This is a genomic window from Aeromonas sp. 82P (assembly GCF_051919365.1).
Classification (GTDB): Bacteria; Pseudomonadota; Gammaproteobacteria; order Enterobacterales; family Aeromonadaceae; genus Aeromonas; species Aeromonas veronii.
Window position 1 is genome coordinate 2,903,577 of the sequence record NZ_JBQBEV010000001.1, and the last position, 25,284, is coordinate 2,928,860.

18 protein-coding genes and 1 pseudogene are annotated in these 25,284 nt (G+C 60.0%); 9 read left to right on the forward strand and 10 right to left on the reverse strand.

What is annotated here, in order from left to right; all coding sequences use genetic code 11:
* The first annotated feature begins 56 nt into the window (after positions 1-56).
* A complete protein-coding gene (gene mngB / locus ACTG2S_RS13235) occupies positions 57-2,711 on the forward strand; it encodes a mannosylglycerate hydrolase (protein WP_439982616.1) in 2,655 nt (884 codons plus the stop codon).
* A 164-nt stretch (positions 2,712-2,875) separates the two neighbouring features.
* Here the strand turns inward: mngB and ACTG2S_RS13240 are convergent, their stop codons facing one another.
* Positions 2,876-3,865: a D-alanine--D-alanine ligase gene (locus tag ACTG2S_RS13240; protein WP_058057457.1), complete on the reverse strand. Its 990-nt coding sequence runs from the start codon at positions 3,863-3,865 to the stop codon at positions 2,876-2,878.
* A gap of 204 nt (positions 3,866-4,069) precedes the next feature.
* Entirely contained in the window at positions 4,070-4,678 is a 609-nt protein-coding gene (locus ACTG2S_RS13245; protein WP_203116682.1) for a 2OG-Fe(II) oxygenase, read from the reverse strand.
* A 350-nt stretch (positions 4,679-5,028) separates the two neighbouring features.
* On the opposite strand from ACTG2S_RS13245, the gene ACTG2S_RS13250 reads away from it, so the two are divergent.
* Positions 5,029-5,505, forward strand: a complete 477-nt coding sequence (locus ACTG2S_RS13250; RefSeq protein WP_439982618.1) for a glutathione peroxidase — start codon at positions 5,029-5,031, stop codon at positions 5,503-5,505.
* 182 nt (positions 5,506-5,687) lie between these two features.
* The gene (locus ACTG2S_RS13255) at positions 5,688-7,076 is read left to right on the forward strand and encodes a DEAD/DEAH box helicase (RefSeq protein ID WP_058057455.1); all 1,389 of its coding nucleotides are present in this window, start codon (positions 5,688-5,690) and stop codon (positions 7,074-7,076) included.
* Positions 7,077-7,189: 113 nt separating this feature from the next.
* On the opposite strand, the gene hutW is transcribed toward ACTG2S_RS13255, so the two are convergent.
* Positions 7,190-8,551, reverse strand: a complete 1,362-nt coding sequence (gene hutW, locus ACTG2S_RS13260; protein WP_439982620.1) for a heme anaerobic degradation radical SAM methyltransferase ChuW/HutW — start codon at positions 8,549-8,551, stop codon at positions 7,190-7,192.
* A 256-nt stretch (positions 8,552-8,807) separates the two neighbouring features.
* Between hutW and ACTG2S_RS13265 the strand changes: the two genes are divergently transcribed.
* A complete protein-coding gene (locus ACTG2S_RS13265; protein WP_164536955.1) occupies positions 8,808-10,403 on the forward strand; it encodes a methyl-accepting chemotaxis protein in 1,596 nt (531 codons plus the stop codon).
* Between the two features lie 126 nt (positions 10,404-10,529).
* Here ACTG2S_RS13265 and aroG read toward each other — a convergent pair whose 3' ends face one another.
* From aroG to ACTG2S_RS13290, 5 genes and pseudogenes are all read right to left on the reverse strand, one after another.
* Positions 10,530-11,585 carry a 3-deoxy-7-phosphoheptulonate synthase AroG gene (aroG, locus tag ACTG2S_RS13270; RefSeq protein ID WP_224967697.1) on the reverse strand — a complete coding sequence of 352 codons (1,056 nt, stop codon included), beginning with the start codon at positions 11,583-11,585 and terminating at the stop codon, positions 10,530-10,532.
* A 220-nt stretch (positions 11,586-11,805) separates the two neighbouring features.
* A complete protein-coding gene (gene aroA, locus ACTG2S_RS13275; protein WP_274160503.1) occupies positions 11,806-13,089 on the reverse strand; it encodes a 3-phosphoshikimate 1-carboxyvinyltransferase in 1,284 nt (427 codons plus the stop codon).
* A gap of 226 nt (positions 13,090-13,315) precedes the next feature.
* The gene (gene serC, locus ACTG2S_RS13280; protein WP_274160504.1) at positions 13,316-14,404 is read right to left on the reverse strand and encodes a 3-phosphoserine/phosphohydroxythreonine transaminase; all 1,089 of its coding nucleotides are present in this window, start codon (positions 14,402-14,404) and stop codon (positions 13,316-13,318) included.
* Positions 14,405-14,629: 225 nt separating this feature from the next.
* A complete protein-coding gene (locus ACTG2S_RS13285; RefSeq protein WP_439982622.1) occupies positions 14,630-15,556 on the reverse strand; it encodes an electron transfer flavoprotein subunit alpha/FixB family protein in 927 nt (308 codons plus the stop codon).
* Positions 15,553-16,300: pseudogene (locus tag ACTG2S_RS13290) on the reverse strand (electron transfer flavoprotein subunit beta/FixA family protein). The gene ACTG2S_RS13285 and the pseudogene ACTG2S_RS13290 overlap by 4 nt, the downstream one beginning before the upstream one ends.
* A gap of 147 nt (positions 16,301-16,447) precedes the next feature.
* Here ACTG2S_RS13290 and ACTG2S_RS13295 point away from each other — a divergent pair.
* From ACTG2S_RS13295 to ACTG2S_RS13305, 3 genes are all read left to right on the forward strand, one after another.
* Positions 16,448-18,091, forward strand: a complete 1,644-nt coding sequence (locus ACTG2S_RS13295; RefSeq protein WP_439982624.1) for an electron transfer flavoprotein-ubiquinone oxidoreductase — start codon at positions 16,448-16,450, stop codon at positions 18,089-18,091.
* Positions 18,092-18,420: 329 nt separating this feature from the next.
* Positions 18,421-19,368: a magnesium/cobalt transporter CorA gene (gene corA, locus ACTG2S_RS13300; RefSeq protein WP_026456618.1), complete on the forward strand. Its 948-nt coding sequence runs from the start codon at positions 18,421-18,423 to the stop codon at positions 19,366-19,368.
* A 148-nt stretch (positions 19,369-19,516) separates the two neighbouring features.
* Entirely contained in the window at positions 19,517-19,978 is a 462-nt protein-coding gene (locus tag ACTG2S_RS13305; RefSeq protein ID WP_042023947.1) for a DUF2919 domain-containing protein, read from the forward strand.
* A gap of 12 nt (positions 19,979-19,990) precedes the next feature.
* Here the strand turns inward: ACTG2S_RS13305 and ACTG2S_RS13310 are convergent, their stop codons facing one another.
* Positions 19,991-20,710 carry a hypothetical protein gene (locus ACTG2S_RS13310; RefSeq protein WP_257697066.1) on the reverse strand — a complete coding sequence of 240 codons (720 nt, stop codon included), beginning with the start codon at positions 20,708-20,710 and terminating at the stop codon, positions 19,991-19,993.
* 283 nt (positions 20,711-20,993) lie between these two features.
* Here ACTG2S_RS13310 and ACTG2S_RS13315 point away from each other — a divergent pair, with 283 nt between their 5' ends.
* Positions 20,994-21,545, forward strand: coding sequence for a lipoprotein (locus tag ACTG2S_RS13315; RefSeq protein WP_005337065.1), 552 nt, complete (start codon positions 20,994-20,996; stop codon positions 21,543-21,545).
* Between the two features lie 195 nt (positions 21,546-21,740).
* The gene (locus tag ACTG2S_RS13320; protein ID WP_439982626.1) at positions 21,741-23,738 is read left to right on the forward strand and encodes a hypothetical protein; all 1,998 of its coding nucleotides are present in this window, start codon (positions 21,741-21,743) and stop codon (positions 23,736-23,738) included.
* An 84-nt stretch (positions 23,739-23,822) separates the two neighbouring features.
* On the opposite strand, the gene glgC is transcribed toward ACTG2S_RS13320, so the two are convergent.
* Positions 23,823-25,097 carry a glucose-1-phosphate adenylyltransferase gene (glgC, locus tag ACTG2S_RS13325; protein ID WP_005337070.1) on the reverse strand — a complete coding sequence of 425 codons (1,275 nt, stop codon included), beginning with the start codon at positions 25,095-25,097 and terminating at the stop codon, positions 23,823-23,825.
* Positions 25,098-25,284 lie beyond the last annotated feature (187 nt).

The window sequence follows — 25,284 nt, forward strand, 5'->3', positions numbered from 1 at the left end:
ACTATTTTTCCGCACGGCAGGCAAGGGCCGCCGTGCGTCAGCAAAGGATCATTGTCATGACAGTTTCACGAGTTCACATCACGCCGCACATGCACTGGGATCGGGAGTGGTATTTCACCACCGAGGAGTCCCGCATCCTGCTGGTCAACAATATGGCGGAGATCCTGGCGCGTCTTGAATCCGACCCTGACTACAAGTTCTATGTGCTCGACGGCCAGACTGCGGTGCTGGAGGATTACTTCGCCATCCAGCCCGAGAACAAGGCCCGGGTGAAGACACTGGTGGAAGCGGGCAAACTCATCATCGGCCCCTGGTACACCCAGACCGACACCATGCAGGTGAGCGGCGAGTCCATCCTGCGCAACCTGCTCTACGGGATGCGCGACTGCCTTAGCCTTGGTGAGCCGATGAAGATCGGTTACCTGCCCGACTCGTTCGGCATGTCCTCCCAACTGCCCCACATCTTCAACGGCTTCGGGATCGAGCGTGCCATGTTCTGGCGCGGCTGCTCAGAGCGTCACGGTACCGACAAGACCGAGTTCCTGTGGCAGAGCAACGATGGCAGCGAGGTGACCGCCCAGGTACTGCCGCTCGGCTACGCCATCGGCAAGTACCTGCCGGAAGATGAAGCGGGCCTGCGCAAGCGGCTCGAATCCTACTTCGAGGTGCTGGAGAAGGCCTCGGTGACCCAGGATATCCTGCTGCCCAACGGCCACGACCAGATGCCGCTGCAACAGAACATCTTCGCCATTATCGACAAGCTGCGGGAGATCTACCCCCAGCGTGAATTCCACATGAGCCGCTTCGAGCAGGTCTTCGAGCGCATCGAGGCGTGCCGCGATCAGCTGGCCACCCTCAAAGGGGAGTTCAACGACGGCAAATACATGCGGGTACACCGCACCATCTCCTCCACCCGGATGGACATCAAGCTGGCCCACGCCGCCATCGAGAACAAGATCGTCAACATCCTCGAGCCGCTGGCAAGCATCGCCTGGGCACTCGGCTTCGAGTACCACCATGGGCTTTTGGAGAAGATGTGGAAGGAGATCATGAAGAACCACGCCCACGACAGCATCGGCTGCTGCTGCAGCGACAAGGTGCATCAGGAGGTGATGACCCGCTTCATTCTGGCCGACGACATGGCCGAGAACCTGATCCGCTTCTACATGCGCAAGATTGTCGACAACATGCCGGTGGCGCTCTGTGAAGACGGGGTACAGGTGGCCGACAAGCTCTGCCTGTTCAACCTGATGCCCTTCCCCCGTCAGGAGGTGATCAACACCAGCATCCGCATTCGCGCCCAATCCTTTGTCCTGCGCGATGAAGCGGGCCAGCCGGTCCCCTGCTTCATCCGCGCCAGACGCGAGATTGATCCGGGTCTGGTGGACAGACAGATCGTGCACTACGGCAACTACGACCCCTTTATGGAGTACGACATCCAGCTCTGCCATCCCCTGCCCGCCATGGGCTATTGCACTCTCCATATCGAGGGCAATCAGCCGGGACTGGAGCAACCGGTGACGGCCAGCGGCGAGCTGCTGGAGAACGATTTTTACCGCATCGCCCTCAATGACAACGGCACCCTGCAGATCCTGGACAAGCTACGCGGCACCACCTTCGATCAGGTGCTCATGCTGGAAGAGGGCTCCGATGATGGCGACGAGTATGACTACTCGCCGTCGCGCGAAGAGTGGCTGCGCTACTCCACCGAGTTTGCCGTGACCCGCGAGATCACCCATCAGGCGTGGCAGAGCATCGCTACGCTCAAACTGCGCATGGCGCTGCCGGCCAACCTCGCCGAGCGGGCCAATCGTCAGTGCAGCGGCCACCTCGATGTCACCTGCCGCATCATTCTGGCGCACCAGAGCCCACGCATCGACATCGAGCTGGAACTCGACAATCAGGCCGATGATCACCGGGTGCGGGTGCTGATCCCCACCCCCTTCCCGAGCGACACAGTTGTTTCCGATAACCAGTTTGGCAGCATCACCCGCCCCACCCGCGACAGCGCCATGGCGAACTGGGAGGCGGAGGGGTGGAAAGAGGCCCCCATTCCGGTCTGGCAACTGATGAACTTCGTCGCCCTGCAAGATGGCAAGCAGGGGCTGGCGGTGCTGAGCGACGGTCTGCGCGAGTTTGAAGTGATTGGCGAGCAGTGTGACACTCTGGCACTCACTCTGCTGCGCGGGGTCGGCGTACTCGGTAAAGAGGAGCTGCTGCTGCGCCCGGGTCGCCCCTCCGGCATCAAGCTGCCCACCCCGGACTCCCAGGTGCGCGGCAAGCTCAGCTGCCGTTTCAGCCTGCTGGCGTTTGCCGGTGATCACATCAGCGCCAACGTGATGCAGGCGGCTCGCAGCTACCTCACCCCGGTTCGCTGCTACAACAAGATCCCGTTCGATGCCATGAAGCTCAACAAGGCGAGCTTCACCACCCCGCTGCACTTCAGTCTACTCTCCATGGACCCGTCCGGTCCGGTGCTGAGCGCCCTGAAGAAAGCCGAAGATGAAGATGCACTGGTGATCCGGGTCTACAACCCGAGCGAGCAGGCGGTACTGGAGGGTGGCAAAGTGAGCTGCGAACACGCCCTGAACGACTGGCAAGCGGTGCGGATGGACGAGCAGCCCCTGCCCCTTGAACTGGCCGCTGGCGAGTTTGGCGAGCTGGCGCCGTGCCACTCCCGCAGCGTGCGCTTTCGGGTGGCTCGCGGCTAACCGCCGGTAACACCCACAGCTAGCAACGGGCGGGGAAGAGTCATCCCCGCCTGTTTATCCCTTCAAGCTGGCTTGCCCCGCTTGATAAAGGCATAAAAAAATCCCCGCCGATTGGCGGGGATTTTTATTGGGTTCTGCTTCATCCCGCGAGCGGGAGATCGCGCTTAGCTGGCCTTGCGCAGGATCTGCTCAAGGTAGTCGGCGAAGCGGTGACCGTGATGCTCCAGCAGTTTCGGGAACATGGAGATGGAGGTCATGCCCGGGAAGGTATTGATTTCATTCAGCAGGATCTCCCCCTCCTCAGTCAGGAAGAAGTCGATGCGCGAGAGATGGGTCAGTTTCAGCTGACGGAACGCCTTGAGGGCATACTCGTGGATCGCATCGGCCTGCGCCTGGGTCAGCCCCTCGGCACGCAGTGCAGTCTCGGTATGGCTGGCGCTGCTGTACTTCTCTTCATAGGTGTAGAACTTGTCCTGCGGCACGCAGATCTCGCCCGGATACGTCGCCACCAGCTCGTCACCATACTGGTAAACCGCCACTTCCAGCTCACGCGGCTTGACCGCTTTCTCGATCAGAACCTGTTCGGAGTAACCAAAGGCATCGGCAATACCTTTCACCAGATCCGCTTCGTTGCTGGCGGAGTAGCAGCCAACGGAAGAGCCCTGGGAGGCCGCCTTGATAAAGACCTTGCCCCACTTGGCCAGCGCGGCTTTGGCCTCAGCGAGCGCCGCCTCATTTTGCTCGGTCAGGAACAGGTACGGGGTGTTGGGAATACCGATAGCGGAGAGCCACAGCTTGGTGCTGATCTTGTTGAAGCAGATCTTGCTCGCCTCGGCATCGCAACCGAGATAAGGCAATCCGGCCAGCTCGAGGAAGGATTGCAGATCGCCGGTCTCACCCGGGTAGCCGTGGATGCAGGGCACCACGTAATCCACCGGACGGGCCACGCTGTCAAACGAAAGCAGCTTGTCGAGCCCCAGCTTGCACTCGCGGCCATCGGCACTGAGCCAGCGATCGGCGAACATCTCGACGCGGGTCACTTCGACACCGGGCAGAAGGCCCAGTTGTTGCTCGAGGAAATTGGCGCTGCGCAGAGAAACCTCGTGCTCGGAGCCACCGCCGCCGCACAGCAGCAAGACATGCATGTTCTTCATTAGATGTGATCCCTTGGGAAAAGCGGCCTCGTCATGACCATTTGATAAGCCAACCACCATAAAAACAGGACGAAGCCAGATACGAACATAAGTGCGCGCCAGTGTAGCAAGGGAGATCAACCCTTGTCAGCTGATGGGAGACCCATGACCCCACTTCTTGCAGTGAAAAGTCTCCCCTGTGTCAAAATCAGGACACATTGCCCCTCAGCGCGGGGGATCGACCCTTCCCATGCCGTTGCCATTGACCCGAAACCAGCCGGCAATGCTGTAGCGCTCCTGATTGGCAGGCAGCACCTCGTGGGGAAACTCCTCGGAGAGAAACATGACCAGCCGCCCCCCCTTGGGGCTGACATCCATCAGAAACTGCTCCTGGTCGTCATACATGCGCAGCACTCCACCCGCTTCGGGCAGCCAGTCGTTGTTGAGGTAAAATACGGTGGTAAGCCGGCGGTTGGAGCGACCGGCAAAGGCATCCCGATGGGTGGCGTAAAAATCCCCGCTGCGATAGCGGGCGAAGTGGGCCTCGTAGTCGAACAATCCCAGCATCAGCATCCGGTTGGCGGCAAGACGCAGGGACTCCATCCGGGCGAGGTAGTCAGCCACCGGCGCACCGAGGGAGGGCTCCAGCCAGTGGATCTGGTCACGGCGAATATCGGGATTGCCCTGGTGTAGGGCGTCACGGCCGATCCCGGCCGGTTGCCATTCGCTTGGCAAACAGGCTTTGAGGGCATCCACCTCGGCGGCGGTCAAAAAATCATCCACTATCACCCATCCCCGGGTGTAAATGGCATCCATGGCAGCTTGATAGTCCAAGATTGGCTCACAATGAGTGGAAAGAGGGCGCTTTGTAGCGACTTACCGGCAAAGTCACAAACCGGTTTGCTTCTCTTGAGAAGTCCCAACATCAATACGCGAGTTGCTGACCGCCGCCCCGCATTTTTGTCGCCAGTTGTGATCCCGCCCTGCCAAAGAGCGTATTGGCTGTCGAAACTGTGATGGCCCTTGCAATCGGGACGAGGAGGCGCCGCGGCCTCCTTGCGGTGCCAAGAGCCAGCCGATACCGTATCCGCATCGCCATGTTGCTGTTCATCCGGCGCTTGTCTCTGTCACCGACCGAACTACTCACGGTACAACCCGCGCATCACCCACGAAAGGATCTTCTCATGCCTCTGCCCGATCTCACTTTGCAACGACTGGATGGTACCCCCTACCCGCTGACTCAACTGGCGGGCAAGGTAGTGCTGGTGGTCAACGTGGCCAGTCGCTGCGGCTTTACTCCCCAATATGAAGGGCTGGAAACGCTCTATCGGGAGCTAGGCCCCAAGGGGCTGGTGATTTTGGGCTTCCCCTGCAACCAGTTCGGTCAGCAGGAGCCGGGGGATGCGGACGAGATCGCCCGCTTCTGCTCCCTCGACTATCCGGTCACCTTCCCCATCATGGCCAAGTGCGATGTCAACGGTGAGCATGCCCACCCCTTCTACCAGTGGCTCAAGCAACAGAAACCGGGATTTCTTGGGCTGGAAAACGTCAAATGGAACTTCACCAAGTTCCTGATCGACCGCGATGGCAACGTGGTGGAGCGTTTCGCCCCCCAGACCAAACCGGAGAGTCTGGCCGAGCAGATCCGCGAGATGCTCTGATGCTCCCGCACCGTTTTACGCCACTGCGTTGAACGATTGTGTGGCGGCCGGTGCGACAGCTACTGCGCAGCGGCCGCTCTTTTGCTATATTACGGCCCCACTATCTTTTCCATATCGTGGCTGGCCCCAACATGCTGGCTGCCCGTTGAGCCAAAGGCTCATCTCAGGAGTTTCTCTCGAACATGTCATTCAACGAACTGGGTCTGTCTCCGCATATTCTGCGGGCCGTCAAGGAGCTGGGTTACGAACAGCCAACCCCCATCCAGCAGCAAGCGATTCCGGCCATTCTGGCCGGTCAGGATGTGCTCGGCGGCGCTCAGACAGGCACAGGCAAAACGGCCGGTTTCACCCTGCCGATGTTGCAGCGTCTGCTGGCCAACCACGGTCGTGGCCGTCGTCAGGTGCGCGCACTGGTACTGACCCCGACCCGCGAACTGGCGGCACAGGTGGGCGAGAGCATCATCAAGTATGCCCACCACCTACCGTTCAAGACGCTGATCGCCTATGGCGGTGTCAGCATCAAGCCCAATCTGGACGCCATCAAGCTGGGGGTGGACATTCTGGTCGCCACCCCGGGCCGTCTGCTGGATCTGCTGACCCAGGGCGCCCTGACCCTGAGCCAGCTGGAAGTGCTGGTGCTGGATGAAGCGGATCGCATGCTCGACATGGGCTTTATCGTCGACATCCGCCGCATCATGAAGGCGCTGCCTGCAGAGCGGCAAACCCTGCTCTTCTCTGCCACCTTCTCAAACGATATCAAGGCGCTGGCCGATGATCTGCTCAATGATCCCACCCTGATCGAGGTGGACCCGAGCAATACTGCCGCGGAGCAGGTGACCCAACGCATCATTCAGGTGGATCGGGAACGCCGCCGCGAGCTGCTCTCCCACATGATTGGCCGTGGCAACTGGCAGCGGGTGCTGGTGTTTGTTCGCACCAAGCAGATCGCCGACCGCCTCGCCCAGCAGATGCAAAAAGATGGTCTCAATACCGTGGCAATCCACGGTGACAAGAGCCAGGGTGCCCGCAACCGGGCGCTGGCCGATTTTCGCAGTGGCGAGGTGCGGGTGCTGGTAGCGACCGATATCGCCGCCCGCGGTCTGGACATCGATCAACTGCCCTACGTGATCAACTTTGAACTGCCCCAAATGGCGGAGGATTACATCCACCGTATCGGCCGTACCGGCCGCGCCGGTCGTGGCGGCGAGGCCATCTCGCTGGTCAGTCAGGATGAGCTGGGTCAGCTCAAGGCGATCGAAGCCCTGATCGGCCAATCCCTGACCGTGGAGATCCTGGAAGGGTATGAGCCAAGCGGCAAGCCGAGTCGCCAGACTCTGCCGGGCAGCAAGCCGGTACAGAACCCGCCTCGGGCTCGCGGCCATGCCAACGCCAAGAGCAGCAATGCCAAGGGCAAGCCTGCCGCGGGCAAGGGCAAAGCCAAGGGTGATGCCAGCAAAAAACCTGCACCGGCCCGCAAGCGGGAAGTGGTAGGCGAGGATATCGGCTTTGCGCCGATGCGCCGCTTGCCCAAAGCAATGCGCGACAGCTATCAGGAGAGCAGCGACGAGTAAGCTCGCGCGCGACGCTGACTGCCAAGCCGAAAGAGGGAGCCTGCAAGGCTCCCTCTTTCGTTATGGATCGCACGGAGTCGTGCAAGTGCTCCGTGCAAATGCTCCGCTCGGGCTCAAACCAGCGAATGGCGCACTGCGGCCGTACCATGGCTGGGCGGCGCAGAACCATCGAGCGGATTGAGCTGCAAGAACTCGAACAAGCCAGCCTGCATATTGACGTTCCAGAAGCGTCCGGCGAGGGTGAGTTGCAACCGTGTGCTCCCGATCTCGGCCAGCCCGTGCTGCTGCCAGGCGGCAAAAAGCGGCATCAGATGGGTCAGCAAAGGCGCTGGCAGACGATCCAGCGCCAGCACACCGCTGTCGAGGGCGCCACGCAGCAGACCGTCCATCCTTGCATTGGGATTGCGTCCCATCACCATCCCGGGCGCCCGCTTGCCACTGGCCAGCGCGTCGTGCCAGGGGGCCAGATCCCGCCCATACATCAAGCCGTAGCCAAGAATACTGCCCCCTGCCCCGGCACCAAAGGGGAGGATCTCCGCACCGCGCTTGGCCATCTGGTTATAACGACTCAGCTCGGCCGGACTGCGCCGCCAGTGACTGCAAGAGAGGCGCTCCCAGCCGTGGGCTTCCAGTTGCGCTCCGCCATAGGCATACATGGCGGCACGCTGCTGGCCATCGGCGAGCCAATCCAGGGTGCCCTTCTCCTGCGCCCGCTCCAGATTGGTGCCCTGCATGGCGATGAGCTGGTAGAGATCGACCCCGTGTACACCGCTCGCCATCACATCGCGGATATCCTGCTGCCATACGACATCATCCTGACCGGGCAGACCAAAGATGAGATCCGCCACGATCACAGCCGCATCATCCCGGGTCAGCTCACCCAGACGGGTCAGCAAGGTCTCCCTGTCATCGAAACGGGCCGCCTGCTGACGCACCCGGGTATCAAAGCTCTGCACCCCGAAGGAGAAGCGGTTGAAGCCCCCCGCCAACGCCACCTGCCATTTCTCATCATCAAAGCCGTTGAGGCGTCCCTCCAGCGTCACCTCGGCATCCGCCGCCAGCGGAAAACGGCGGATCACGGCGGCCAGCATGGCCAGCTCGTCGGCGCTCATGTCGGTCGGCGTACCGCCCCCCACATAGACCGCTGAAAATGGCATGCTCTGCGCCAGCGGAGTGTCAGCCGCCTGCGCAAGGGAGGCGCACAAGGCGTTGACATAGCGGTTGATCCGCGCCGGGTTGGCGCCATTTTCGAAAAAATTGCAGAAGCTGCAGCGCTTTCGGCAAAACGGAATATGGATGTAGAGGGCGCGCTCCTCAGCTTCACTCTCTCGTTGCCACCAGCTCTGCCAGCCAGCCTCATCCAGCGGGAAGGGGCGCATCCCTCCCCGACTGGCATGAGCCGAGGTCTTGGCGCTAAAAGCAAACTTGAGGGGATCCGGCGTGGCAATACCGGTCATGGAAGGGGTCAGATTCATGATGGTCACTATTATCAGCAAATAATGACAATGATAACGATTATCGTTACTGGCAATTTGTTCTGGATCAACCCGAGGAGCAGCCGCCTTCCCGAAAGGCATTTTGGCAACCGGCATTACCGATCTGCTTAACAGATTATTTACTCAAGAGTGGTTATCGTGTGCCGATAGAGAACCATCTCCCGCCGTTTCTTCGTCTACGATCAAGATGATACGGGATCACATAACAACACCAAGCGCATGGAACTTGCCCAAAATGCATAACCTCTCCTTGAACTGGAAAATATTCCTCCCTCTTGCGCTGGTCATCAGCACCACCTTTGGCCTCTGCTTCGAACTCTCCGCCTGGCTGCAACGGGATCTCGCCATCCGTCTGGCAGAGGAGAAAGTTGAGAGCATGGCCAACACCTATATGGATCAGGTGAACGTGCTGATGATGACAGGTGGCATGGCCAACCGGCAGATAGTGCAGACCAAACTCAAGAGTGAAGCGGGCATCGTTGAGGCCCGTCTGGTGCGCGCACCAGCAGTAAGCAACCTGTTTGGCCCGGGTCATCCGGATCAGAAAGCGCAGGATCCCCTCGATGAGCGAGCCATCAATCAGGGCGAAGCCATTCTGGAGCAGCAGGGCAACCGGCTCATCCTGATCAAACCGTTCAAAGCCTACAAGGAGTATCGCGGCACCCAGTGCCTCACCTGTCACCAGGTCAATGAAGGAACCGTGATGGGGGCAGTGCGGATCAGTTATGACCTCAGCCACACCTTCGGCGAGATCCGCCACAACAACCTGATCCTGAGCGGCAGCCTGGCCGCCGTCTTCAGCATCGGCTTCGGCTTGCTCTGGTGGGTATTGCAACGCTACGTGAAACACCCCCTGCGCCAGCTGCAGCTCACCATGATCCGGATGGCCAAAGAGCGCGACCTCGCCCTCCCCCTGGTCAATCACAGCCGGGATGAACTGGGCCAGATGACCCGCGCCGTCAATGATATGGTGCAGGGATTCCGCCACAGCCTGCAGGAGGTGGAAGGGGCGACCCACCAGCTCTATCAGGAGTCGAACCAGATCCGTCAAGTCGCCACCCAGACCGAAAACTCGGCCCGCCAGCAAGAGGGGATGACCACCCAGGTCGCCGCCGCCGTGAGCGAACTGGCCGCCAGCTCTCATGAAGTGCGCGAACATGCCCGCCACAGCGCCGAGCTCTCCGCCCTCACCAATCAGGATGCCGCTGACACCAGTCGCCTCGCCCAGCACTCCATCACCGATATGGGCGAGATGTCGGCAGAGATCGATCGGGTGGATCAGGTGATCCAGCAACTCGACAGCCGCTGCCTGGCGGTTGACGGCGTACTCGAGGTGATCAAGGGGATTGCCGATCAGACCAACCTGCTGGCCCTTAACGCTGCAATTGAAGCGGCCCGGGCAGGTGAGCAAGGCCGTGGCTTTGCGGTAGTAGCCGATGAAGTGCGGGCCCTCTCCAACCGCAGCCGCGCCGCCAGCGAAGAGATCTCCCAGATGATCGCCGCTCTGCAAAATGAGGCCCAGAGCGCAGTTACGGTGATCGGGGATGCAAAAAGCAAAGCCGATGAGAGCATCAGCAAGACCGAAGCGACCCTGGCAGCCATGCAGAACATCATCGAGCGCATCGCCCGCATCAACGACCTCAACGCCCAGATGGCCCAGTCGGCCGAAGAACAGGACAGGGTCTGCCATGAGGTAGACAGTTCGGTAAGCGATATTCGCAACACTTCCAACGACACCCTGGGTCAGGCGCACGCCGCCAACCTCGCCAGCATCCAATTGGTAGAGCAGTGCCAGAAACTGGAGGCGCTGCTGAAAACCTACCGTTGGTAATCCACTTCACATATGAAAAAGCTCGACCCGAGGGTCGCGCTTTTGCTTTATGGATTCGACTTGGCCGAACGGCATCGTTGCTGTTCCAGCGGCGCGTTGACGATTAACAGCGCCGCCGGGATGGTTTTAGCGGGCGTTACGGGTTGCGACGGCATCCGCTAGGTTGCGCAGCAGCACTTCGGTATCGGCCCAACCGATGCAGGCATCGGTGATGCTCTGGCCGACGGTGAGTTCACACCCTTCCACCAGATCCTGACGGCCTTCTACCAGATGGCTCTCCACCATCACCCCAAACACCGCCTTGCTGCCGGCACGCAGCTGACCGGCTACGTCTTCTGCCACTACCATCTGGTTCTTGAACTGTTTGCTGCTGTTGGCGTGACTAAAGTCGATCATCACCTTCTGCGGCAGACCGGCCTTCTCCAGCCCCTTCACAACTTCGCTGACATGGGCGGCGCTGTAGTTCGGCTCACGACCACCACGCAGAATGATGTGACAGTCCGGGTTGCCGCGGGTCGCCACGATGGCGGAGTGACCGTATTTGGTGACCGACAGGAAGTGGTGTGGCGCACTGGCAGCCCCGATGGCATCTATGGCCACCTTGATAGTGCCGTCGGTGCCGTTCTTGAAGCCCACCGGGCAAGAGAGACCGGAGGCCAGCTCGCGGTGTACCTGGGATTCGGTAGTACGGGCACCGATCGCGCCCCAGCTCATCAGATCCGCCACATATTGCGGGGTGATCATGTCGAGGAACTCGGAGGCAGTCGGCAGCCCCATGTCGTTGAGATCCAGTAACAGCTTGCGACCAATGCGCAGACCATCGTTGATCTTGCAGCTGTTGTCGAGGTACGGATCGTTGATCAGCCCCTTCCAACCCACTGTGGTGCGCGGTTTTTCGAAGTAGACCCGCATCACGATCTCCAGCTGACCTTTCAGCTCGTCGCGCAACGTCTTGAGGCGCTTGCCGTACTCCAGCGCGGCAACCGGATCATGGATGGAGCAAGGGCCAATCACCACCAGCAGACGATCATCTTCGCCAGCCAGGATATTGTGAATGGCCTGACGGGATTCAAAAACGGTGGACGAGGCCACCTCGGTAGCCGGAAACTTCTCAAGCACCGCAACCGGGGGTAATAACTCTTTGATTTCACTGATACGAACGTCGTCGGTTTGATGCTGCATGACAAGGCTTCCTGCTAGATGACTGCGATTAGGAAATCTCAACATAGCCCGCGACAGGGCATGTGTAAATAGGAAATTACAGCAATTACAAAACTATTTTATATGGCAATCTTGCAAGTTATTGAAATGATGCTAAGCGAAATGACGATGCTGGTGAGGAAGGCAAAAAGGCCCGCTCAGCGCGGGCCCGAAGCGTCGGTGATGACGGGTTTGTCAGTGATCAGCCACGCTGGCTGATACTGGCCAGCTTGTCGAAGTAATCCGGGAAGGTCTTCGAGGTGCACTTGGGATCATTGATGGTGACCGGTGTATCCGACAGCGCCACCAGCGAGAAGCACATGGCGATACGGTGATCGTTGTAGGTATCGATCTCGGCATGCTTGAGCTGGGTCGGCGGGGTCACGGTGATAAAGTCATGCCCCTCCTCCACTTCGACGCCCAGCTTGCGCAGCTCGGTCGCCATGGCGTGCAGACGATCGGTCTCCTTCACCCGCCAGTTGTAGATATTGCGAATGGAGGTCGGCCCCTCGGCAAACAGCGCGGCAACGGCGATGGTCATGGCCGCATCGGGAATATGGTTCATGTCCATATCCACTCCGTGCAGCGGCGCCTGCTCCGCCTCGATGAAATCATCGCCCCAGGTGATGCGCGCGCCCATCTTCTCCAGCACATCGGCGAAGTGGATATCACCCTGAATGCTGTGCTTGCCGATACCGGTGACCCGCACCTTGCCCTTGATGGCGCCCGCTGCGAGGAAGTAAGAGGCGCTCGAGGCATCTCCTTCCACCAGAAAGTCACCCGGGCTGATGTAGGTCTGGTTGCCCTTGATGTAGAACAGCTTGTAGTTGTCGTGCTCGATGACCACCCCGAACAGCTTCATGATGTGCAGAGTGATGTCGATGTAAGGCTTGGAGACCAGCTCCCCCTTGATGTGGATCCGGGTATCACCGGCCGCCATCGGCGCCGCCATCAAAAACGCGGTCAGGAACTGGCTGGAGACGGAGCCGTCGACGTGCACATCGCCGCCCCACAGCCCCTTGGCATCCACCACCAGCGGCGGATAACCATCGTGTTTCAGGTACTGGATATGGGCACCCGCTTCACGCAGGGCATCCACCAGATGGCCGATGGGACGCTCTTCCATGCGCGGCTCGCCACCAAGGGTATATTCACCGGAGCCCAGGCACAGGGCGGCGCACAGCGGTCGCATCGCAGTACCGGCGTTGCCGAGGAACAGATTGACCGGCTCTTTCACCGCAAAGCTGCGACCCAGACCCTGCACGGTACACTCGGTCTTGTCGGCGGAGAGCTTGTACTTGACCCCGAGTTGGGTCAGCGCAGCCAGCATATGACGAATGTCATCGCTGTCGAGCAGGTTGGTCAAACGGGTGGTGCCACGAGCCAGCGCCGCAAGCAGCAGCGCACGGTTAGAGACACTCTTGGAGCCGGGCAGATTAACCTCACCGGCCACACGAGAAATGGGTTCCAAACGCAACGAATTCATAGACTTCCTGTGCTATCTCAAAATAAACGCCTGTCCGGACGTTAACAGCCTGCGTCCCGCTCGGCAAGGGCACTTTCAGGGGAAATCGCACGGCAAACGCCAGCGCGCTGGTTCTGTTGAAAAAAAGACGCCGGGGTATCCCCGGCGTCTTGAATCACTGCAATAGCTGGAAGCGGCTCACGAGTTGTCACGAGAGGCCACCAGCAAACACATAGGGGCTCTCTTCTCAGCCGTGGCGCTTGGCAAAGCCATCCATAAAGCTCACTAGGGCCTTCACCCCCTCCAGCGGCATGGCGTTGTAGATGCTGGCGCGCATGCCACCGACGATGCGATGCCCCTTGAGGGCAAGCAGGCCAGCGGCTTCCGATTCGGCCAGGAACTGCTTGTCCAGCTCGGCATTTTTCAGCTGGAACGGAATGTTCATCCGCGAACGGCAGCTGACATCCACCTGATTGCCGTAGAAGCTCGACTGATCGATATAGTCGTAGAGGAAGTCGGCCTTCTCCTTGTTGCGCGCTTCCATCGCCTCGAGGCCACCCTGTTCTTTCAGCCACTCGAACACCAGACCGGCCAGATACCAGGCGTAGGTGGGCGGGGTGTTGAACATGGAGTCGTTCTTGGCAGTGAGCTTGTAGTCGAAAATCGAGGGCACATCGGCTCTCGCCTGATCCAGCAGATCATCGCGCACGATGGCGATGGCAAGCCCGGACGGCCCGATATTTTTTTGGGCACCAGCATAGATGATGCCAAAGCGGCTCACGTCGAGAGGACGGGAGAGAATGGTGGAGGAGAGATCCGCCACCAGCGGCACCTCGCCGGTGGCCGGGATGTCGAACAGCTCGATGCCGTCGATGGTTTCGTTCGGACAGTAGTGAACATAGGCCGCATCGGCGCGAAACGCCGGGGTCGGCAGCAGGTGGGAGATCCCCTGCTCGTTCTTGGCAACCCCCTGGAAAGTCTGGATATCGCCATACTTTTTGGCTTCATCCACCGCGCTCTGGGACCAGACACCGGTCAGCAGGAAGTCCGCCTTCTTGTTGGCCCCGCCCAGCAGGTTCATGGGCACGGCGGAGAACTGACCGCGACCGCCACCGTGCATGAAGAGCACCTTGTAGTTGTCCGGCACCGCCAGCAGTTCGCGCAGATCCGCTTCGGCCTTCTCGGCAACCGCCATGTAGGGCTTGCCGCGATGGGAAAGCTCCATGACCGAGGCTCCCAGCCCCTGAAAATTACAAAATTCGCGCTGGGCGCGCTCCATGACTTCAACCGGCAGCATGGCGGGGCCGGCGCAGAAGTTGTAAATCTGTTTGCTCATGACGCTTTCCGTGAGTGGATGAGAGTAATCGATGACTTGTCAGGTTTTACACAAGAGCAGCCAGCGGATCAAAGGCTTTTTGGGAGCTGGCTCAACCTTTTACCGTCACTCTGCGTCCCCCTTGCAGGAGAAAAAGCCCTGAACGGGTCAGGGCTTGCAGGGAACATGCACAGAAATGGCGGGCAGAGCGCATAAACGACCACAGCTCAGCCATTTCTGACAAATTTACAGTTTGGCGGTGAGCTCCGGCAGCAGGGTGAAGAGATCCCCCACCAGCCCGTAGTCCGCTACCTGAAAGATGGGGGCATCGCTGTCCTTGTTGATGGCCACGATCACCTTCGACTCCTTCATCCCCGCCAGATGCTGGATGGCGCCCGAAATACCGACCGCGATATAGAGCTCGGGCGCCACCACCTTGCCGGTCTGCCCCACTTGCAGATCGTTGGCGACATATCCCGCATCAACGGCGGCTCGCGATGCCCCCACGGCACCGCCCAGCTTGTCGGCCAGCGCTTCTATCAAAGCAAACTGCGCCTTGGAGCCCAGTGCCCGGCCACCTGAGACCACCACGCGCGCAGCCGTCAGCTCGGGTCGGGGCGATCGCACGGCAAGACGCTCCACCAGGCGGGTACGGCGGGTCAATTCGGGCACCACCAGATTCTCGACGGGAGCATTGCCTTCCTCCATTGCCTTGGCAAAAGCGGTCGCCCGCACCGTCATCACCTTGATGGGGGCGCTGCTCGCCACCCGGGCGATGGCATTGCCCGCATAGATGGGGCGCAGGAAGGTATCGCTGCTTTCGATAGCCGTCACCTCAGAGAGCATCTCGACCCCGAGCCGGGCAGCTATTTGGGGCAGCAGCGCCTTGCCCATGGTGCTCGCCGCCATCAGGCAGTGGCTGTAACCTTCGCACCAGCGAGCCAGCAGCTTGTCGAGTCCCTCCAGCAGCCCTTCCGCCAGTGCGGGAGAGTCGGCCTGCAGCACCTTGCTCACCCCGCGCAGCGCAGCCGCCTGCTGGCCCACTTCGCTTATCCCCTGTCCCGCCAGCAACAGATGCACTTCGCCACCCAGCTGGCTGGCAGCCGTGACCAGGCGAGCGACGTTGTCGGCCAGATGGCCCTGATGATGTTCGGCAATGATTAATACGCTCATAGTACCTTCGCCTCGTGCTTGAGTTTGTCCACCAGCTCATCCACCGAACTCACCTTGATCCCGGCGCTGCGGGCTGGCGGCGCCATCACCCCGAGCAGACGGGTCTGGTTGGCAGGCACAGCGGCGAGCTCGGCAAAGGGGGCACTCTCCAGCGGCTTGCGCTTGGCTTTCATGATGTTGGGCAGTGATGCAAAACGTGGTTCATTGAGCCGCAGATCAGCGCTCACTACCGCAGGCAGCGGCATGGCGAGGGTTTCAAGCCCGCCATCGATTTCACGGGTCACCAGCAACTCCTCTCCTTCCAACCTGATAGCTGAAGCGCAGGTAGCCAGCGGCCAGTCGGTCAGGGCGGCCAACATCTGGGCCACCTGACCGTTGTCCGAGTCAATGGACTGCTTGCCGAGCAGCACCAGATCCGGTTGCTCCAGCTCACACACCTTTTGCAAGGCGCGGGCAACGGTCAGCGGCGCCAGCGTCTCGTCTGTCACATAGTGGCGCGCCCGATCCGCCCCCAGTGCCAGCGCATGGCGCAGCTGCTCGGCGGCCGCGTCCGGGCCAAAGGTCACCACCACCAGCTCGCTGGCGATACCGGCCTCACGCAGCCGGACACCCTCTTCCACCGCGATTTCACAAAAGGGATTGATCCCCATCTTCACATTGGCCAGCTCCACATCGGAGCCATCCGCCCTGACCCGGATTGACGTTGTAATCCACTACCCGTTTGATTGCGACCAGCAGCTTCATGGGGTCATGCCTCGTCTCTTTGGATTGAATTCATTCACCAGTCCCTGCACTTTTGCGTCGTGTTTCGCTTAATTTTTTGCTTACAAGTGCTTTACGTTTACGTAAACTACCAGCACTACCCTAGGTCAACTTCGGTGCAGAGGCAAGATGGAACGGGAAGCAATGGAATTTGATGTCGTCATCGTAGGTGGCGGCCCGGCGGGGCTCAGTGCCGCCATCGCGTTGAAACAGCAGGATGCCAACCTCTCGGTCTGCCTGCTGGAAAAGGGCGCCGAAATTGGCGCTCATCTTCTCTCCGGCGCCCTGCTGGATCCCGTCGCCCTCAAGGAGCTGCTGCCACAAAGCTGGCAGCAGGCACCGCTCGGGGTAGCGGTCAATGACGACCAGGTACACCTGCTGCAAAGCGAGAACCGCTCCCTGCAACTGCCAAACTGGGCCGTACCGCCACGGATGCACAATGACGGCTGTCACATCGTCAGCCTTGGCAACCTTTGCCGCTGGCTTGGCCAGCAGGCGGAGCAGCTGGGAGTCGAAATATACCCAGGATTTACCGCCAGCGACCTTATCATGGAAGCGGGACGGGTCAAGGGGGTGATCACCGGCGATTTGGGACTTGATCGCGCGGGCAATCCAAAACCGGATCATGTTCCCGGCATGGCGCTCTATGGCCGCTATACCCTCTTTGCCGAGGGAGCCCGCGGCTATCTGGGTAAACAGCTGATAGCCACATTCAATCTGGAAAACCCAGCCCAACCCCAACACTACGCCATCGGATTCAAGGAGCTGTGGCAACTGCCAGCTGGCCAAGGCAAAGCGGGACAGGTACTCCATGGCAGTGGCTGGCCCCTTGGCAAGGAAGGAGAGAACCACAGTCACGGCGGCTTCTATCTCTATCAGATGGAGGGAGATCAGGTCGCGGTCGGGTTGATCGTCGATCTCAACTATCAGAATCCCTGGCTCAGCCCGTTTGACGAATTCCAGCGTCTCAAGCATCACCCACTTATCGCCGACCTGCTGCAAGGGGGCGAGCGCATCAGCTATGGTGCACGCGCCATCACCAAGGGGGGCTGGCACTCCCTGCCCCGCATGCACTTCCCGGGCGGCCTGCTGATCGGCTGCGATGCCGGCACCCTCGACTTTTCCCGCATCAAGGGGATCCACACCGCCATGAAATCGGGGATGCTGGCGGCAAAAACCGTCGCGATGGCGCTGCGAGGTGGCGATGAGGGAGGACGGGATCTGGTTCACTATGCCGACGAACTGCACCAGAGCTGGCTGGCACAAGAGCTGGGCGCGGCCCGCAACTTCGGCGCAGCCCTGCATCGCTGGGGCCCCTGGCTTGGTGGCGCCTTTAACTGGCTGGAGCAGCGGCTGTTTGGCGCAAACTCGCCCTTCAAACTTATCGATAAGGAGCCAGATTACCGCCAGCTGCGCATGGCCAGCCGCTGCGAGCCCATCCATTACCCCAAACCCGATGGCAAGCTGAGCTTCGACAAACTCTCCTCTGTCTATCTCGCCAACACCAGTCACGACGAGGATCAGCCCTGCCATCTCAAGCTGCAGGATGAGCAGATCCCGGTAAAGGTCAACCTGCCAACCTGGGGAGAACCAGCCCAGCGCTACTGCCCGGCAGGGGTGTTTGAGGTGCTGGAAACGGAGGGGGTGGCCAAACTGCAGATCAACGCCGCCAACTGCATTCACTGCAAGACCTGTGACATTAAAGATCCCAGCCAAAACATCGTCTGGACACCGCCACAAGGGGGCTCCGGGCCCAACTATCCCAATATGTAAGCTGCAGCTCACCTGTTGCGAAGACGAGCCTGCAACAAAGGGCTCGGATAAAGGGGGCAGGAAGGCAAGGAGAGATACACAAGGAGCAGCGCTCAAAACGGGACGAGCTGCTCCGACCTCGCCACCTTGCAGCTGTTTTTTTGAACAAACAAGCTGAATCCCCAATGAATAGCCCCTGACAAGCGCGGCCCGCCCCTGTATAGTTCGCCGCATTCAGGTTTTCCATCGGCCCGATCTGCTTATCCACGGGATCGCCTTCTGCAGCGATCTAAGGCCGCATGACCTGTGCAACCATCCCTGATTACCCATGACTTTTTAAGGGGGGACAGATGATCACCGCCTACATTCTCAATAACAAGGTGCTGGATATAGTCACGCTCGGGCCTGACGACATAGTACCTGACAACACGGTCTGGCTGGATGCCTACAAGCCGGACACGGCAGAGCGAGAATGGTTGACGGGCCTGTTCCTGGAAGAGGTTCCCGACAAGGAAGAGCTCGACGACATCGAAGCATCAGCCCGTTTCTACTGGGATACCGATGGTCTGCACATTCACTCCCTGTTTCCCCAGCGGATCGGTCGTGACACCAAGGGCGTCCACGTCTCCTTTACCCTGCGCAACAACCTGCTGATCAGCATTCGTGAAGATGACATCGGGCTGGTTCGCCTGCTGCGCCACTATATGCGCCAGGATCGGCTGGAGGTAGAGGATGCCCTCGACATCCTGCTGGAAGTGCAAAACCTCAAGGTAGAGTACCTATCCGACCTTATCGAAGATGGTTACAAGACCTTGGAAAACACCGCCGATCAAATCTTCGAACCGGATCAGATCAACCCTATGCTCAAGGAGTTGATGGCTCAGGAAGAGGCCAACGGCCAGATCCGTCTCTCCCTGCACGATACCCGTCGCGCCTTGCGCTTCCTCAAGCGCAGCCTGCGCCAGCGCATGAGCCTTGAGCAGAACAAGTGGATCGACGAGATGCTGCACGACGTGGAGTCACTGCTGCCCCACACCCAGTTCTTGTTCGACAAGATCAACTTCCAGCTGGAGGCCTCCATGGGGGTCACCAATCTGGAGCAGAACAAGGTGATCAAGATCTTCTCGGTAGCCGCCGTGATCTTCCTGCCGCCGACCCTGATCGCCAGTATCTATGGCATGAACTTTGGCCGTATGCCGGAACTCGCCTGGGAGTATGGTTATCCCCTCTCGCTGGTGTTGATGGTGATGTCCTCGCTCGGAACCGGTCTCTTCTTCAAGCGCAAAGGCTGGCTGTAACGCCGCCGACGCGCGCTGCGATATCTGAAGAAACCGATTGGGGGGCATGGCCCCCCGATTAATTTGCGCCACGCCCAACGCCTTGCAAAGGGCGCTTCGTCGCCCCATATCCCCTCCATCACTCAATTCAAGTGGATAACGGGCAACCATGACCCTCTACCCCGAACACCGATATGACGATCACGGCCAGTTGCGCCCGCCCCTCTGGTTCTGGCCCATCGCCCTGTTGCTGACCCGCTCGGTCTGGCTCTTTCTGATGGCAGGAGTGACCCGCGAGAGCGGCAGCGAGATCCTGACCCTCTTTTATCCGGACAAGATCACCCTCTACATCAGCCTGCTGACCGACGTACCCGCCATGCTGGCGTTGCTCGCCTGCGGGGGCACCTATCAGCAGACCCAGAGCATTCGCGCCAGACTCCGGCGCCACAGCCCGCTGCTGCTGCTCTGCTCTGCCGTCAGCGGCCTGCTGATGCAGTTGCACAGCCTCAATCTGCAAAAGTGGTCGTTCAGCTGGCCCACCGCACTGGTGCTGGTCGCCAGCCTCTGGGCGCTCTGGTATCTGCTGCGCAGTCGCCAGCTACGGGAATATGCCGCAGATCAGCCCCACTGACGGGGCTGACACCTATTGACGAGTGACCCGGATCTGCAGGGTCTGGCGCTCGCTCTGGCTGCCTCGCCCGCCCTGTAGCTGGGTGCCGAGGCTACTCCCCTGATCTGCCGAGCTGGTGGATAGCTCCCCCACCGTCAGCCACTGGCCTGGGGCCCCGCTCACCTCGGTGGCACTCTGCCCACGATTGATGGTGCCCTGATCCAGCCTCGCCTGTTCGCTGCTCAGCGCAATCTGCACCCGATCGCCAATCAAGGTGGCCGTGGCATAGAGGCCGTTCACCAGCGGCATCATCCCCACCACGGCGCCCTCGTTCCACTGATAGAAGGTGACCGGCTGATAGGAGCCCATCTGCAGCAGCACAGGACGGCCCGACAGCCCGCGCACCTGCCAGCTGTCGTTCTGGCTGCGCTGGTACTGCTGGGCGTTGCCATCGACCAGCCACTGCCGCTTGGCCTCGTCGCGACTGATTGAGCCCCCCAGTTGCTGACCGCTGGCGGCACCATCGACCCGCCACTCGATAAGCAGGCTTTGCGGTGGCTGGTTGATCTGCGCCAGCGTGGCTTCGGCCTCCTGCAGCTGGGCTGGCGTCCCGCTCAGCACCAGCTGATTACCCATGGCGCTGACCCCAAGCTGGGGATAGATCTCCTTGAGGGTCTGCACCGCCGCCTGCGCCTCGAATACCGGGATCACCTTTACCTCGGCCCACAGCGACGGGCTCCAGAGTCCCATCATGCAGCCAAGCAACAACAGCGCCCTGCGGCCAACCTTGCCCATCCGAACCATTACGCTCTCCTCGTTCTCTTTGCTCTTCTCGCTCTCTGTTCTCTTCTCTCTGCTCAGTGCCCGAAGCAACAGCTCAGCCCTATTCCGTTCACCCGTCGATGATGAACCCGGCGGTTGCCAAAAAACAGTCGGGAATGCAGCAACTCCGTGATTTCCCACGGTATGAGGCTCTCATTCCACGCCCGTTATCGCGTAAGATAGCGCCATCATAGTTGCCCAAGCGGAATCCATCATGTTGAAACAGCTGTTGTTACTCCCCCTCGCCCTGCTGCTGGGAGCCTGCTCCCTGACCCAGTACAACGTCAGCGAGGCCGAAATCAATCAGTACCTCAAAGATCAGGTCTCTTTTGAAAAACAGCTGGGGATCCCCGGCATCATGTCGAGCAAGATCCGTCTGGATGAGATGCAGAGCCGTATCGGCCGCAAACAAGCAGATCGCATCGAGCTGGACGCCGCTGGCGACCTGCAGGTGAGCAGCCCCCTTGGCAGCCAGCAGATGAAGATCCGCTTTGCCCTGAGCGCCCGCCCGGACTATGTGGCCGATCAGGGCGCCATCTATCTGCGCGACCTTGAATTGGTCTCGGTCAAGACCGAGCCGGCTGATATCGGGGCTGCCCTCACCCCGCTGCTACCCACCTTCAATCAGTCGCTCTCCCTGTTCTTGTCGCAGACCCCGGTCTACCGCCTCGACAGCAGCCGCAAGAACGAAGCCAGGATCAAGGAGAAGGTAGAAGCCCTCAAGGTAGAGCCGGGCCGTCTGGTCATCCCGTTCAAGCTGCTCTGATCGCCGTCGCACCGGCACTTTCATCGCAATAAACAGATAACCGTCCTCTTCGAGAGCGCACATCCGGTTTAACGTGCAGCCGAATGGGGCGGTTTTTTACTTCTCAAGTCCCCTGCAACACAGCATAATGCAGACCATTCTCATTTAGATTCGTCATGAGAAGCGTCAATAATAAAACCAATGGTGAGAAGGGACATGAGAAAAACCGTACTGGTTCAGGCGATTGCCTGCGCACTGATCAGCGGCGCCGCACACGCAGCCGTCAAAGTCGAAGACAAGACATTCAATACCGCCGCCAACATGCTGGCCTATACCGAATTCGAGCTCTCCGGTGAGCCGCTGGCCGAAGCGCTGGGGCTGGATCTGGATGTGCTGGATGCCAACCGTGCCGATGAGCCGACCCCGTTCGACTTCGCTGCCGGCATCGAATCCTACGAATACTCCGAAGAGGCGATGTACGCCCTCAACTACCAATCCGGCATGGGCCCGCATCTGGTGAACGGGCCGCAAAACCTGGCCCGTGGCGGCACCATGGCATCTCTGGGGCAACGGGTGTTGGCCATGGCCGATGCCGTTGGCTTCCCGGCGGATGAAGTGCCGCAGGGCATGTATCCCCTCTCCCTGCCCTACGCCTCCGCCAATCCGGAGTTTGCCCAGGCCGTCAACGCCACCCCGGTCAATGGCGACCAGATCACCATCAAGACCGCCAAAGGGACCGAGAAAACCGTCAAGACCCAGGTGCCCGCCTACTTCCGTGACTACAGCACCCTGCGCTGGAGCGGCAGTGACAACCTGCTGGTGCCCGCAGCCGTGGGCGGCATCCTGCTCAAAGAGGTAATGTGGTCGCAAGACTTCCTCGGCGGCATGCATGTGGCCGAGACCGATGAAGAGGTAGAAGCCGCCTCCGCCACCATGGATCAGGATGGCAAGCACAAGCTGGGCGTCTCTGCCGCCGATGGCTTCAACGGCATGATGCTGACCGAGCAATCCATCGACAAGCTGCTCATCATGCAGAACCAGCTTGGCTTCGATGGCAAGCAACTGGGCGCCAAAATCACCCCGCAGTACGATCCGGCCAAGGGCGTTGTCTACTTTCCCCATCAGGTGAAAGTGACCGAAACCAGCAACAACGATGCCGGTGCCATCGGCAAGCTGGAGGTGGTGGATGCTTCCACCCAGCTGCGCGATGCCTGGATGATGCTGTGGCCGCTCTCCGAGTTTTATGCCTTCAGCGATCAGCGCAGCGCCAACACCAACCAGAACCCGGCCTTCCACGCCGTGTTTGACGGCGCACCGTTTGCCGCTGCACCGGCTGCCAACAAGACCAATGACCTAGGCAAAGCCGTCGCGGGCAGCGATGCCTTCTCGTTGGCGATCAATCTCTCCAACCTCACCTTCAAGAACCTGGCCGCCCTGCACTTTGATACCAAGGCTGGCACCCTGGTCGACAGCTGGCTGGCAGGCAAACAGGGCAAGCACGTCACCACCTTTGACGCAGCTTACGCCCTGGTCGCCCTGCAGATCTTCCAGCGCGCTCAGGATGCGCTGCCGGTCGGTTACGCCGCCGGTGACAATGGCGAGCTGAACCTCAAGACCCAGCAGGGTCAAGAGGCGCTCGACTTGATCCGCAAACAGGCCGATTTCATCCTTGCCAACCTCAAGGGCAAAAATGGTCTGGTGCATGATGGCATCACCCTGGGTGGCAAGCTCGATGCCAGCCACTCCATCGATGCACAGTTCGCCGCCATCCGTGGTCTGACGGCTGCGTTCCTCGCCACCTCCGATGCCAAGTACCGCACCGCGGCGCGCGAACTGTTTATCGCCGCCGACAAGGCCTACTTCAATGCCAAGGCGGGAACCTGGCTGGCTGGCAAGCAGGGTGAATACACTCCCTGGACCCAGGCTGCCATCTCCGGCGCCCTGCGCTCAGCCATGCTGAACCTGCGCAACGAAGGGGCCGAGAAGGCGCCCGAGTTGGAGCTGGCCAAGCTGACCGGTCAGTACGTCAGCTGGTTCCGTGGCACCGTCAACGGTGGCATGCAGATGGCCGAGTGGATCGGTGACTCCGGCGAGAACATCATCGAAGGTGCCGGCAGCGACACCGATGAAGATGGCGTACCGCAAGTGACCGCCGCCGGTGGCAAGCACGGCACCGCCATGGTGATGGCCGCCAAAGCGGTGGTTAGCGAATAATCCTCGCCATTCACCAGCATGAAAAAGGGAGCCAACCTGGCTCCCTTTGCATTACAGCGTCTGACACAGTTTCAAGGACTTTCCTCAAACCAGCTTGTCCAGCATCTCCTTGGTCACCAGCACAATCCCCTGCTCGGAGCGGTAGAAGCGGCGGCTATCCTCATCGGCATTCTCGCCCACCACCAGCCCATCGGGCAGCACACATCCCTTGTCCACCACCACCCGGCGCAGACGGCAACCGGCGCCAATCTCGACCCCGGGGAAGATGATGGCCTGATCCAGGGTGCAGAAGGAGTGCACCCGCACATTGGTAAAGAGCACCGAGTTGAGCACGAACGACCCGCTGACGATGGTCCCGCCCGAGAACATGGAGTTGATGGTCATGCCATGCTGACCGTTGCGATCCTGCACGAACTTGGCCGGTGGCGTCAGGGTCTGGCTGGTCCAGATGGGCCAGTTCTGATCGTAGATGTCCAGCTCGGGCAGCACGGAGGCGAGATCCATGTTCGCTTCCCAGAAGGAGTCCAGCGTACCCACGTCACGCCAGTAGGGCTTTTGCCCCTCGCGCGCCCCGACACAGGACATGTTGAAGGGGTGAGCAAATGCCATCCCCTCCTCCACGATGCGGGGGATCACGTCCATCCCGAAGTCGTGTTTGGAGTCCTGATTGTGAATATCCTCCTCCAGCAGTTGGTAGAGGTACTCCGCCTCGAAGATATAGATCCCCATGGAGGCCAGCGAGCGATCTTCGCAACCCGGCATGGCGGGCGGATTGGCCGGTTTTTCGACGAAGGCGCGGATCTTGCGCTGCTCGTCGATATCCATGATCCCGAAGGCGGATGCCTCGGCCCGCGGCACCTCGATACAGGCGACAGTCACCTTGGCACCAAGGCGCACATGGTCGAGCAGCATGGCGGCGTAATCCATCTTGTAGATGTGATCCCCCGCCAGCACCACCAAGTATTTGGGGCCGTAGTCACGGATGATATCGACGTTCTGATAGATGGCATCGGCGGTGCCGCGATACCAGTGCACCTCGTCCACCCGTTGCTGGGCAGGGAGCAGGTCGATGAATTCATTCATCTGGTAACGCAGGAAGGACCAGCCCGATTGCAGGTGACGCAGCAGGCTGTGAGATTTGTATTGGGTGACTACACCAACCCGGCGGATCCCCGAGTTGATACAGTTGGAGAGCACAAAATCAATGATCCGGAATTTGCCACCGAAATGGACGGCAGGCTTGGCGCGGTTGTCAGTCAACTGCTTCAGGCGACTACCACGTCCACCCGCCAGCACCAGTGCCATACTCTGGTTCAATAATTGTCGTGCTTTGGCACTATTTTCGGGCTCTAACAACATGATTTACCTCTGCCTTGTTTGATCTATTTTCAACTCATCTTCGCCTGTTTCGGCACCTGTGAAAGTGGTTTCACTCACATTTAACCGATCTCAATTGACCCTTTTCACCGAGTTGCGAGGAATAGCATGCTTTGCTCCGCCAGCTTGGTTAAAATTCCCCCACAAAGCAGCCACTTCAAGGATGACA

What these genes read in the sequence shown, in the direction of transcription:
- mngB (WP_439982616.1), top strand. Translation starts at nt 57, where the DNA reads ATGACAGTTTCACGAGTTCACATCACGCCGCACATGCACTGGGATCGG.
- ACTG2S_RS13240 (WP_058057457.1), bottom strand. Translation starts at nt 3,865, where the DNA reads ATGAAGAACATGCATGTCTTGCTGCTGTGCGGCGGCGGTGGCTCCGAG.
- ACTG2S_RS13250 (WP_439982618.1), top strand. Translation starts at nt 5,029, where the DNA reads ATGCCTCTGCCCGATCTCACTTTGCAACGACTGGATGGTACCCCCTAC.
- ACTG2S_RS13255 (WP_058057455.1), top strand. Translation starts at nt 5,688, where the DNA reads ATGTCATTCAACGAACTGGGTCTGTCTCCGCATATTCTGCGGGCCGTC.
- hutW (WP_439982620.1), bottom strand. Translation starts at nt 8,551, where the DNA reads ATGAATCTGACCCCTTCCATGACCGGTATTGCCACGCCGGATCCCCTC.
- ACTG2S_RS13265 (WP_164536955.1), top strand. Translation starts at nt 8,808, where the DNA reads ATGCATAACCTCTCCTTGAACTGGAAAATATTCCTCCCTCTTGCGCTG.
- aroG (WP_224967697.1), bottom strand. Translation starts at nt 11,585, where the DNA reads ATGCAGCATCAAACCGACGACGTTCGTATCAGTGAAATCAAAGAGTTA.
- aroA (WP_274160503.1), bottom strand. Translation starts at nt 13,089, where the DNA reads ATGAATTCGTTGCGTTTGGAACCCATTTCTCGTGTGGCCGGTGAGGTT.
- serC (WP_274160504.1), bottom strand. Translation starts at nt 14,404, where the DNA reads ATGAGCAAACAGATTTACAACTTCTGCGCCGGCCCCGCCATGCTGCCG.
- ACTG2S_RS13285 (WP_439982622.1), bottom strand. Translation starts at nt 15,556, where the DNA reads ATGAGCGTATTAATCATTGCCGAACATCATCAGGGCCATCTGGCCGAC.
- ACTG2S_RS13295 (WP_439982624.1), top strand. Translation starts at nt 16,448, where the DNA reads ATGGAACGGGAAGCAATGGAATTTGATGTCGTCATCGTAGGTGGCGGC.
- corA (WP_026456618.1), top strand. Translation starts at nt 18,421, where the DNA reads ATGATCACCGCCTACATTCTCAATAACAAGGTGCTGGATATAGTCACG.
- ACTG2S_RS13305 (WP_042023947.1), top strand. Translation starts at nt 19,517, where the DNA reads ATGACCCTCTACCCCGAACACCGATATGACGATCACGGCCAGTTGCGC.
- ACTG2S_RS13310 (WP_257697066.1), bottom strand. Translation starts at nt 20,710, where the DNA reads ATGATGGGACTCTGGAGCCCGTCGCTGTGGGCCGAGGTAAAGGTGATC.
- ACTG2S_RS13315 (WP_005337065.1), top strand. Translation starts at nt 20,994, where the DNA reads ATGTTGAAACAGCTGTTGTTACTCCCCCTCGCCCTGCTGCTGGGAGCC.
- ACTG2S_RS13320 (WP_439982626.1), top strand. Translation starts at nt 21,741, where the DNA reads ATGAGAAAAACCGTACTGGTTCAGGCGATTGCCTGCGCACTGATCAGC.
- glgC (WP_005337070.1), bottom strand. Translation starts at nt 25,097, where the DNA reads ATGTTGTTAGAGCCCGAAAATAGTGCCAAAGCACGACAATTATTGAAC.